This is a genomic window from Shewanella sp. S1-49-MNA-CIBAN-0167 (assembly GCF_040310145.1).
In the GTDB taxonomy this organism is placed as follows: Bacteria; Pseudomonadota; Gammaproteobacteria; order Enterobacterales; family Shewanellaceae; genus Shewanella; species Shewanella psychromarinicola.
Genome location: NZ_JBEOPO010000423.1, coordinates 1 through 247, shown reverse-complemented (window position 1 = coordinate 247; position 247 = coordinate 1). Strand labels below are relative to the sequence as shown.

The window sequence follows — 247 nt, the reverse complement described above, 5'->3', positions numbered from 1 at the left end:
ATTAAAAGCATTATTAAAAAAGGATTTTTTATGCCCAGCAAAAAACAAAGCAGTCTTTCTAAGTTAGTAAATAACAATCCATTACAGCATGTTGGTTATTTGGCAGTTGCCAAGACGCGTGCCAAAGTATTAAAAGCCTTTTCTTACGTAGTGCCTATCAGAAGACCGATGCTATTCGTTGGTGAGACTGCCTGTGATGAGTTATGTGATATGCTCATTAACGAAGGTAGTAGCAATGTATTTATCG

At 36.4% G+C, this 247-nt stretch carries 1 pseudogene; it reads left to right on the top strand.

From position 1 onward, the window contains the following. Nucleotides 1-30 precede the first annotated feature (30 nt). Nucleotides 31-247, top strand: a pseudogene (locus AAEZ00_RS21890) (hypothetical protein); the annotation flags it as partial.